This window comes from Heliomicrobium modesticaldum Ice1, from assembly GCF_000019165.1.
GTDB classification, from domain to species: Bacteria; Bacillota; Desulfitobacteriia; order Heliobacteriales; family Heliobacteriaceae; genus Heliomicrobium; species Heliomicrobium modesticaldum.
Window position 1 is genome coordinate 3,064,972 of the sequence record NC_010337.2, and the last position, 10,436, is coordinate 3,075,407.

Below are 10,436 nucleotides of genomic sequence, written 5' to 3' on the forward strand. Positions count from 1 at the left end.
CTCGCTCCCTTATCGCCCACTCACCGGAGCCAACCTAAGAAAAGGGGCAAGTCCGCTCTTGCTAATGCCCCCCTAACGTCACGTACCGCCAGATAACCAGTATCGTCAGCAGGTACATGAGCCAGTGAACCTGGCGGGCTTTGCCGGTGACGGCTTTGAGGAGGGTGTAAAAGACGATGCCGGCGGCGATGCCGTTGGCGATGTTGTAGGTGAAGGGCATAAGGGTGAAAGTGAGGAAGGCGGGGAAGGCGTCGGTGAAGTCATCAAAATCGATGTCACGGACGACGCCGATCATGAGGACGCCGACGATGATCAGGGCCGGCGCGGTGGCGGCGTCAGGGATGAGGCGGAAGAAGGGTGCCAAGACGAGGGCCAGCAGGAAGAGAATGCCGGTAGTGACGGCGGTGAGGCCCGTCCGCCCGCCTTCGCCGATGCCGGCAGCCGATTCGACATAGGCGGTGATCGTCGAGGTGCCGAGGAAAGCGCCGAGGCTGACGCCGGCAGCGTCGACGAGCATCGCTTTGCCGATCTGGGGAGAGCGCCCTTGTTCATCGAGCAGCCCCGCCCGGCCGGCCGTGCCGACGAGGGTGCCGAAGGTGTCGAAGAGCTCCACGAAGGTAAAGGTGAGCACGACAGAGATGAGGCCCAGCTCCAGGGCGCCGGCGATGTTCAAGGAACCGACGGCCAGGTCGTTGAAGGCGGGCCAGGTGAAGGCGAAGTCGCCGATTTTGGTGACGCCCATCGGGACCCCCAGCAGGGTGGTCGTCACAATCCCGATCAGAAGAGCCCCCCGGACCTGCATCGCCATCAGGATCGCCGTCAGAATCAGCCCGAAAAGCGCCAGCATCGTGTCCGGTTTCAAGAAACTGCCGATGATGAGGTCCCATTCAAAGTACAGGAGCTGTCCGTAGCCGCCTGAGCCGGTCAGATTGCCCAGCGACGGCCCCAGGTGAAGGCTGACCACGGTCAGGTGGGCCAGCTTCAGCCCGATGATGGTGATGAAGAGCCCGATGCCGGCGGTGATCGCCTTTTTGAGGGAAGTGGGCACCGCCTCGATGAGCAGTTGGCGCACCTGGGTGACGGTGAGCACGATGAAGATGAGGCCCGAGATAAAGACCGCCCCGAGGGCCACGTCCCAGGGGATGCCGCCCCGCTGGGAGGCGACGACGGCGAAGTAGGCGTTAAGTCCCATTCCCGGCGCGAGGGCGACGGGAAAATTGACATAGAGCCCCATGGCAATGGTGACAAGCCCGGCGCCGACACAGGTGGCGAAAAAGACAGCGTCCTTGCTCATCCCGGTAGCGGAAAGGATGCCCGGATTGACGGCCAAGATGTAGGCCATCGTCATGAAGGTGGTGATCCCGGCGGTGATCTCCGTGGCAACGTCGGTCCCTTTGGCTTTTAAGTGAAACAGTTTTTCCAGCACGGCGGCGTCCCCTTCTCATTGAGTTTTGGTTCGCCCGCCCTGTGGCTTCTATATTAGCAGAGGCGAAAAATCAGTGTCAACAAAGGGCAGGCTATTGGTGATGAAAGGAGGTTGCTGATGCATTGGATCGACTTTTGGACCCTGGGTCGCCCCCTTGTCGCCCTGCGCTACGGCGCCACCGCAGCCGCCGCCGGGTTTATCGAAGGGGGCGCTGCCATCTCCCTCGCCCTGGCAGGGCTGTCCGGGCTGTTCTTCGTGGCTGGCGTCTATGCCTTCGATGACGTTGAGGACCTGCCGGAAGACCGGATCAATCACCCCGAGCGGCCGTTGCCATCGGGACGGCTCTCTGTGCGAGCAGCCCGCACATTCGGAATGATCTGCCTGTTCCTGGCTGTTGCCGCAGCGTCAGCCCTGCATGACCGGACGGGAGCGATGGCGCTGGCCGCCTTATCCGCCTTTGTGGCCATTCCGCAGACACACCGGCTGACAGCGCGCCACTGGATCGGGAGGGGGATATCGGTCTTCGTCTTCGTCTTCTCGGCCTTTCTACTCGGCTCGGCTGCCGCGCCAGGCCCCCTCTCCCCCCGCCTGTTTTTGCTGGGGGAAGCGATCGGCGTCCTGCACCTGGCGACCAGGATCATCAGCGATGAGCGGGACCTGGAGGGGGACCGGGACCGCCTCCGGACGTTGCCCGCCCTGTCTCTCGCGAAGGCGCGCCGCTTCATCGGCAATGTCCTCGCCCTCTCGGCAGTCCTGCTTCCGCTCCCCTACTTCTTCGGTTTCAAAGCGCTCTACCTCCTATTCTCTCTACCGGCTGCCCTTCATATCCTCCAGCAGGCCATCACCTGGAAGATAGACCAAGCAGGGGGGTATCCCGGTCACTGGCTCGCCGCCGTCGTGATCGTGGGGGCATGTCTCAGCCGGTGATAGGCGTGACAGGGGCCGCCCCAGGCGATGCTCGCCTCTTCGCATTCTACAGACAAATGCATCAACGTGTAGCCCCTTGCACCTGAAGGGTCACCTCAAAGGTGACCGGTATCTTGGGAAAGATCTCAAACCAATTCAGGTCACGCCATTCTTGGATGTCGATGGGCCTGACGTAGCGGCCGATGTGCAGCACATCGGCATTCATTTTTTGCGTCTTTTCCAGCAAGCGATGCATATCGCTGACGATAGCCCGGCTCCCCTGCACACCCATGGCATCAAAATCCTCCATGGTATAGCGGACTTGGGGCGGGTTGGCGTCGGAGAGCATCCCTGTCATGTCGATGCGGATCGTCGCCGCATACTGGCCCGGCCCTTCCCGGCGAACGCGGTAGGAACGCTTGACATCCTGAATACGCACGGTGATATCACTGACCTTGTCATCACGCGCCTCCATCTGGCCTTTCGTCTGAGGGTCCCGCCCGCCGCCGCCGCCGCTGCTTTGTTCACCGGCTCCGCCCGGCGCTTCGAAGCGATAGGTATACAAATAAGGGGTCCGCTCCTCTGTGATCATGGTGAGGAGCGCCGTTTCTGAGCCGTTCAATGTGCCGACCATCTTATCATAATGAAAGACGGCGGAACCATTGTAAATAATGCGTCCCCCTTCAGCCCGGATATAAGGGACGGTGATGCAACCTGTCTTGTCCAGATAGGTCCGGTAGGCATCCCAGAGAAAGGCCCGGGCGATCCCGGCAGAGCGGTTTTCCGCGTTGAGTTGACTGACCAAGATATTTCCGCCTTGGGTTCCCTCCAGGGTGATCGTCTTTGACGAAAACAAGGTCTGCAGATCCGATTCCGACACCAGCACATAGGCGTTATGGCGCAACTGCGCTTGAAACATGCTCCAGGATAGGAAAGGAAAAATACCCTTCCTCGCTGCCCGTTCGCTGATGACGATCGTGCCGGCCAAGCCGAAATCCAACAGGCGAGGCATGATCCTTTTGGAGTATTCGATACAATCGTCAATGGTCGTTCCCTCCAGCCGCGGCGAAAGGGTGGGCGGACCGGCCGTTTTCTGCGGGCTTGGCTGGGTGTTCGATTCAGACTGTTTTGGATTATGGATATCCGGTATCAAGGCGAGTGCTTCTTTTTCACCGAGATCAAAGCCGATGTTCATCACCATCAAACGCCGTTCAATGGGCATCTTGTCCCAACAGCCGACAAGGGTAGGCAATAGGCTCAACAGAACCGCCAGCAAGGCCCTTAACGTCCGACGTCTAACCATCTTACTCGCCCTCCGTTCCGGCAGATGGCACTGTCTTTTCCCGGCGGAAGCGGGCCAGGATCAACAGGAGGCCCACCGTGGCGATCATAAAAACGCCCCATAACGGGCCAAGCCAACGCAGAAACTGTGTCGAGTGTTGGAAGGCTTCAAACCATGGACGGGCGAGCAGGGCGATCACAAAATACACATAGATGACAGGATGATAATTGGCCAGATTCAGCCACTGCCCAACAGCCCGCGCCCCTGTGACGATCATGGCCCCCATGGCCGTTATGGTCGGGAACATCCAGAGCAACACCAAGAAGATGTCGACCCGTTCAAAAAAGACCATCTGGCGCAGGGTGGTCATCTTTACTTTCAAGGGCTGTTCAAAACTGGAGGCCATCTCCATCCCCAAGGTTCCGATGATCAAGAAGAGGGTGAATAGCAGATATAAAGCCCCGACGATGGTCACGGCGAGGATCACCCAGTACATTTTTTTGCTGTGACCCAGGGCGTCATTGAGAAATAAGGGCAGGCTAAAACCAAAAAAAACCATTAAGGAGGCATAAAAATCAAGGCGCCCCCAGTAGGAAAAGTCAAACTGGGTCAGCGGGAGTGCCAGTTCCGGTCGGATGTCAGCGATGGAGAGATAAAACATGACCACCGTCAAAGGAAAGATGATCACCAGATGCTCGTCGTTGGTCCGCGTGACCACCTCCGTCCCCATCAAGGCGAGCCAACAGGCGATGGCTAAAAGGATCGTGGAAAGGACGATGGGCGGCGTCTGATTCAGGTGTACGTCCACAAGCAGTTCGGCGGCAATCCGAAAAACAGGCCAAGGCAAAGCCAGATGAAAGAGAACCAACGGCAGCGTGATCATGATGCCAAGCCAGCGCCCTGTCAGCTTTTGGGCGACACCGACGATGTTATCACGAGGAAAGCGGGCGCAAAAACGCCAGGCGAGAGCCAAGGGAATCACCGACAGGGCAACCCCCGACAACAGGGGCGCCCATGGATTGTAGGCAACGCTGTGCAGCAAAAAACCGTGGTAATAGAGACCGGCCCCGGAGACGAAAAAGGAGCCCATCAGGAGACCGATCTGGATCATGGAAATTTCTTCCCTGTACACGTTACCCTCTCCAACGCTTCATCTCAAGGATGCACTTGCGATTCTCTTTGCAATCGAGGGCCTCTCTAAGGCTGTTCACAATCGCCCGGTTACACATCATCCATGCTGTCTTCGTTGTATTTCATCGACTTGGTGTCCCAGCGCTGACCGTCTTCTGCCTTGAAGGTGCGCGGACGGTTTGTCCGCCATTTTGGTGAAAAGAGGTAAATCGTATCGGTCAGGTCGCGAAGGTGGATGGCCGACATCTGGCTGAGGTAAGGAACGCCATAGGATTTCAAGGAACCCACATAGGCCAGCACAGTGGTCGCCGCGAATACGACGCCGACGACACCAAAAAAAGACGCCCAGATCATAAAATAGTACTTCAATAGCCGCATCGCCTGCAGCATGGACAGGTTGGAGACAGTCAGGTTCGTGATGGCTGTGACAGCGACGATGATGACGATGATGTTAGAGGCCAGCTTCGACTGGACGGCCGCCTGGCCCAGGATCAGGCCGCCGACGATGGTGACGGCACCGCCGACAATGCGCGGAAGCCGCTGACTCGCCTCCAAGATGATGTCCAGCATGAGCAGCATGAGCAGCACCTCCACCGTCGGAGGGAAGGCGATCCCCTCGCGGGAGGCGGCCATGTTCAAGATCAGTTGGGAGCCGATGATCCCTGTCGGGAATTCGGTGAAGGAGATGTACAGAGCCGGGAGCATCATGGTCAGGTGATTGCCGACGATCATGCGCAAGATGCGGAAAAAAGTGACCAGGACAGGAGAATAGTAGTAGTCTTCCGGGGTGCGCCAGAAATCGATGAAGATGGCCGGCACCACCATAGCGGCCGGCGAATTGTCAATGAAAACGGCGATGCGGCCTTCCATCAAGGCAGCCGACACCCGGTCTGTCCGTTCGCTCGTCAGGCTGAGGGGAAAGATGTTGAAGGAACGCTTCTGCAGCAACAGCGACAATTCGGCCACATCATGAACCACATCGATATCGAGGCTTTTCAGGTCCTCCTTGACGGCGTCGATCCGCGGCGGGTAGGCGATCCCCTCCACATAGGCCACGACCGCCTTGGTCTTGCTCCGCCGCCCGATCGTCATCGACTCGACTCGCAAGCGTTCGTCCTTGATGTGCTTGCGCAACAAGGCCGTATTGACGCGAATGGCCTCGACAAACCCCTCGATAGGGCCGCGGATCACCTGTTCCGTGATGGGCTCGCCGACTGTCCGGTGTTCGTACTGGTGATTGAAGATGACAAGGCCTGATGACAACCCCTCGGCGAAGAGGAGCGTGTTACCGTCGAGAAGTTGGCTTTTGGCCTGATCAAGCGTTTTGATCTTCTGCCAGTTGGGGACGGAGATGACCATTTGCCCGAGTATCTCAAAGATATCAGAAGATTCATCCTGGGGCGGCGCACTCTGCAACGGTTCGATCACATGTAGGGCGAGTTCTTTTTTGTCGATCAGCCCTTCGATGGCGGCGAGGAGAAACTTCCGGCCCAGCGCTGGATTTTCGATCGGTCGAAAGAAGAGGTCTTTCGGCTCGCCGAGTGCCTTTTTGAGCGCATCCTTCGTCGCCTCCAGCGAGGCCGGCAGAGCCCGCTCCACCTTCCCGGAACGATCGTCTGGCGGCGGGATCTCATCTTTGCGGTGTTTATAGAGATAGGTTTCCCAAAAGCTCTGTTTATGCTCTTCCACTACGCCAGTTCACCCTCCAATAGCTTTTCCCCGAAGGATAAGGTGACATGCCCGTTCATTCAGCAAAAGCAGATGCCAAGACGGTCATAGACCAAAAGAGCTTCCGGTAGTGATAAACCACACTATCTGTTGTGATGGTTAATTTTTTGTTATAATTTCCGTGACGGCCCTTGAAAGGAAGGCACAGTCGGATCAACCGCCCTCGACAATTCCAAAACATTTCCGTTAAAATGGAAACAGGGCGCGCGATATCTGGAAACCCGAGAACAATAGGCATCTACCTGACAAGAGAGGGGTTTTCCAATTTGACTAGGTCGAAAAAGATCACGTTGGAGCTTTCACCGGAACGGATCCACTGGCTAGAAGGGCAGTCCGATTTGCATGGCGAACCGATTCCCGAGATCCTTTTGCGATTGATCGATGACGCCATCGCCCGCGATAACTTGGAACAACTCCGTCCCGAACTGGAATCTATGATCAAATCGACAGTGCGCAATGTGGTCGAAATGTCGATCACCCAAAAAACGATGGTCGCCGTCAAGCTCTTCGACGAAGCCGTCTCCCCTGCCATGAAGGCCTTCGGCAACCGGGTCACGGAAAGCGTCTTTAAGATGGCCGATCGGGTCGAACGCCTGGAAAAACAACTGTATGCCATGAACAAAGGCCAATTCCGCGACGGTGAATTACCTGAAGCAGAACCGACCGTCCCGAAAATGGCCGCCACCGTTACTGCAGCTGCCGCCTCACCTGTCCTCGACATCGCGTCGGCGCGGGCAGGTGAACCGATCAGCCCTTCCAGCGAACGCCCCCGCAAGGAAGGTGTCTTGGTCGATTTGCGCGACCATCTCACCGGGGGCAACTGGCCGGAGTAAAAAAGGGTCATCGCCATTTTCCCGGCTGCAGCAAAAAAGACCCCCCGATGTTCGTGGACACCACGTATCATCGGGGGGCCTTTTTTGCTGCCGATTCTTATCGGTATGTTTCCGGCTTTTTCGCTGACCTCTGCGTAGACGCACTTACTTCGGACGGTAGGTCCCCCGGATCCAGCGGTACAGATCATCATATATCGCTCGGATCTTAGGATCGCTGCTGTTGCTCACCCGCACAAGGGTTTTCGAGCCGGCGTAGTAGGCGTTGGTCATATCCCCATCGACACCGAGCTGGTGCGCCCTATCCAGTTGCTTGTAAAAAGCGTTATAGTGGCTGACCGAATCGAAAACCTGGTCGCTGATCTCCAGTTCCATGCCGAGGCGGTACTTCTTCGCCAGCGCCGCCGTCCGGTCCATCCGCTCATCAGGCTTGATCTCGTCCGCATAGTAGTTGGGTTGCAGAAGCACGTACTCGAAACCGTAAGAGCGCCAGTTTTCATAGCCCTTCGCGCCGTAAAAAGGGATCCAGTAGAAGTCGCGGTTGTCAGCCCGGACGATGCGCGCAGCCCCCTGCACCAGCTGCGTCTCATCGGGGATGTGGCCGTCGATTGTTTCAGCGTACCAGTAGATCCCGGCCAGTTCGAGATTATCGAACCTGGCGGCTTGCCAACGCTCGTTCAGCTCCTTATAATACCATTTCAGCGCCGCCAGCCGGTTGGCCAGCGCCTGTTCGCGACCCACATGGGCGGGATCGAAGGAAAGAGAGGGGCTTTTTTCTGCCAGGTTGCCGAAGTTCCGTTCCTGGCTGTCCGGATAAGGCAGGGTAAGAATCACCTTCACTGTATGGGCCGTCCCCAGGATACGGTTCATCTCGGCAACCGCCTCGTTGAGCGCGCTCAACTGGATGCCGGGGGTGAAGAGATCGTCCAGGTAAGCGATCCACTTTTCCTTGACGCTGCCCGTTTCCCTGTAGGGGAGAAAGAGCATCGTGTCAAACATCCGATCCCGGTAGCCCTGGCGGTTTCGGTAGGCAATCATGGGAAGGAAGTCGTCACTCGTCCAGGTTCCGGCTTTTCCGTGGTGACCTGTGTACACGAGCAGAATGTCGTTGACGCCGGGGATTTGAAGATAGCCCTTCGCCGTTTTGACGACCTGATCATCGGGGCTCAGCAGCACCGGTTTCGCCGGCGATGGGGCGGCCTCGACGGTCAAGCGCCGCGCAAAGGTCCAGCCATCGACAGGGAAGCTGAGCTTTATGTAACGCGTATTTAAGGCCGGGAAGCGAAAGCCCAGAACACGCTGTTGCACCGTGCCATCAGAGGGAGAAAGGCTGTGGCGTACCTCACCCAGGTAAAACCAGTTCTGCCCATCCGGAGAAAGAGCCCCTTGCATGTGCGAAGGCATCTGGATCCCTGCCTGTTTGTCCTGCAAAAACTCTAAAGAAAGACCGGTCACCGATCGCAATCGCTGCAGGTCGATCAGCACGTCGCGGCCCTCTTGGCGGAGAAAGCCTGTCCAGGTCTCATCCGGCGAGGCCAGCCCCCCCTGGGGTCCGGGGTAGTGTTTCGACTCCAGTTGCTGAAAGGCGAGATCGGGCGCATGCTGGCTGACCTGGACAGAAAACGCGGTGGGTGCCAGCGGTCCCTCACCGGACCTTTTTTCCTCCTTCGCCCGTTCCCCGCTCGCTGGCGGTGTGGTTCTTGGTCTCGACGCCGTGTAGGCGTCAACCTCCAAGGGATAACTGGTGAGACCGGCATTGACGGTGACCAAGCCCCGCTTCGCCTGCGGGCCTAGCGTAAAACCGCCATCGCCGGACAAACGGCCGAGCTTCGGATCATCGACGCCGAAAACAGGCGTAAAACCCAAGGGCACCCCTTTTTCAGGCGTCCACTGCTCCGGGTGACCGGGTGGAAGTTCCACTGCTTTCATCTCATCCGGCCAAAGGCCAACCTGGCGTTTTGATGTAACGGCGATGGCGCGCAGGGCCTGCGCCTTACGATCCATGCGCAACCTCTCCATCATCCGCTCTGTTTCAGACAAGGTCAGTCCGTCACAGGGGCGAAACCGTCCCTCTCGGGCCTGCAGCCAGCCTTTTTGAACAGCGTAACGGACGGCCTGTCGGGCATAATCGGCGATCTCCCCTTCATCGATCAAAGGATCCCCATAGCCCTGTTCCTGCCGGTCTCCCAAAGCGCGCCAGAGAAGCAGCGCCGCATCCTGCCGGCGCATCACCTCGTCGGCGCCCAGGCGGCCCGGCGAAATGCCGGAAATCAGGCCGAGGCGGGCCAACGCCTCAACCGCTCCAAAGTCGGGCGAAGTCGGCGTGACATCGACAAAAGAGGCTGTTGGCGGAAAGATCGGTAGGACACCGAGCGCATTCGACAGTCGGGAAAAGAAGTCGATCCGCCTGAGCGCGGGCTCTGTCTGCGCATTTATTGGCAGCGCCGACGGTCGATCCGCCGCCGGTTGCAACAGCGCAGGCTCCGCCTCGCCGGGCGAGGCGAAAGCCACGGTGAGCAGGACCAGACCGGAACCTGCCAGAACCCATGCGGCCATACAAGAAGCCAAGAGTTTTCTTTTCATAATTGTGCCGTTCTCCCCGTTTGGATTTAGATGATGAAACTGACTTCGACATAAAAAAACAAATCCCTTTTCTTTTCCTTTTATTTCAAAATACCGACATGCTCCCACATAGCGGCTGAGCAAATGACACTTTCAAGGGATGGCAAGCCCATCGCCCCCTAAAAAAAGAAAAAACCGCTGCGCCATAGGCAACGGTCGGCTCTGTACGACTCGGTGAAACACACCGCGTTCACTGACTGCAAGGCCATCCTTTCCACGAACGACGCCCTTCTAGGCCGTAACGTCTGCCGTAACGCCGTCCTGGCTGGCTTGCGCCACCGCTTCGTTGTAGGCCGCCATGATGGCCGAAGAGACGACCTCTCTGGCATCGGTGGAGATGGGGTGAAAAATATCGCAGTACTTGCCATCGGGCCGTTTGCGGCTAGGCATGGCCACGATCAGCCCATTGGGACCCTCCACCACCTTGACGTCGTGGACGACAAAGGCGTTATCGAAAGTCACTGAGAAGATAGCTTTTATCTTGCTGTCCCCATAATGCATGTCTCCTCCA

At 57.9% G+C, this 10,436-nt stretch carries 8 protein-coding genes; 2 read left to right on the forward strand and 6 right to left on the reverse strand.

The features are described from left to right. Positions 1-61: 61 nt before the first annotated feature. Positions 62-1,426 (reverse strand): NCS2 family permease, encoded by a 1,365-nt coding sequence (locus HM1_RS14150; RefSeq protein WP_012284087.1) that lies wholly within the window; start codon positions 1,424-1,426, stop codon positions 62-64. Between the two features lie 117 nt (positions 1,427-1,543). On the opposite strand from HM1_RS14150, the gene HM1_RS14155 reads away from it, so the two are divergent. Next, positions 1,544-2,353, forward strand: coding sequence for a UbiA family prenyltransferase (locus HM1_RS14155; RefSeq protein ID WP_012284088.1), 810 nt, complete (start codon positions 1,544-1,546; stop codon positions 2,351-2,353). A gap of 61 nt (positions 2,354-2,414) precedes the next feature. Here the strand turns inward: HM1_RS14155 and HM1_RS14160 are convergent, their stop codons facing one another. The 3 genes from HM1_RS14160 to HM1_RS14170 form a co-directional block, all read right to left on the reverse strand. Beyond that, positions 2,415-3,635, reverse strand: a complete 1,221-nt coding sequence (locus HM1_RS14160; RefSeq protein WP_041314085.1) for a Ger(x)C family spore germination protein — start codon at positions 3,633-3,635, stop codon at positions 2,415-2,417. A 1-nt stretch (position 3,636) separates the two neighbouring features. Then, the gene (locus tag HM1_RS14165; protein ID WP_041314088.1) at positions 3,637-4,725 is read right to left on the reverse strand and encodes a GerAB/ArcD/ProY family transporter; all 1,089 of its coding nucleotides are present in this window, start codon (positions 4,723-4,725) and stop codon (positions 3,637-3,639) included. A gap of 110 nt (positions 4,726-4,835) precedes the next feature. Beyond that, a complete protein-coding gene (locus HM1_RS14170) occupies positions 4,836-6,434 on the reverse strand; it encodes a spore germination protein (RefSeq protein WP_012284092.1) in 1,599 nt (532 codons plus the stop codon). A gap of 305 nt (positions 6,435-6,739) precedes the next feature. On the opposite strand from HM1_RS14170, the gene HM1_RS14175 reads away from it, so the two are divergent. Continuing rightward, positions 6,740-7,306 carry a hypothetical protein gene (locus tag HM1_RS14175; RefSeq protein WP_148207147.1) on the forward strand — a complete coding sequence of 189 codons (567 nt, stop codon included), beginning with the start codon at positions 6,740-6,742 and terminating at the stop codon, positions 7,304-7,306. Positions 7,307-7,450: 144 nt separating this feature from the next. On the opposite strand, the gene HM1_RS14180 is transcribed toward HM1_RS14175, so the two are convergent. Both HM1_RS14180 and HM1_RS14185 read right to left on the reverse strand, forming a co-directional pair. Next, entirely contained in the window at positions 7,451-9,886 is a 2,436-nt protein-coding gene (locus HM1_RS14180) for a DUF4855 domain-containing protein (protein WP_041314091.1), read from the reverse strand. A gap of 270 nt (positions 9,887-10,156) precedes the next feature. Continuing rightward, entirely contained in the window at positions 10,157-10,426 is a 270-nt protein-coding gene (locus HM1_RS14185; protein WP_012284096.1) for a SpoVG family protein, read from the reverse strand. Positions 10,427-10,436 lie beyond the last annotated feature (10 nt).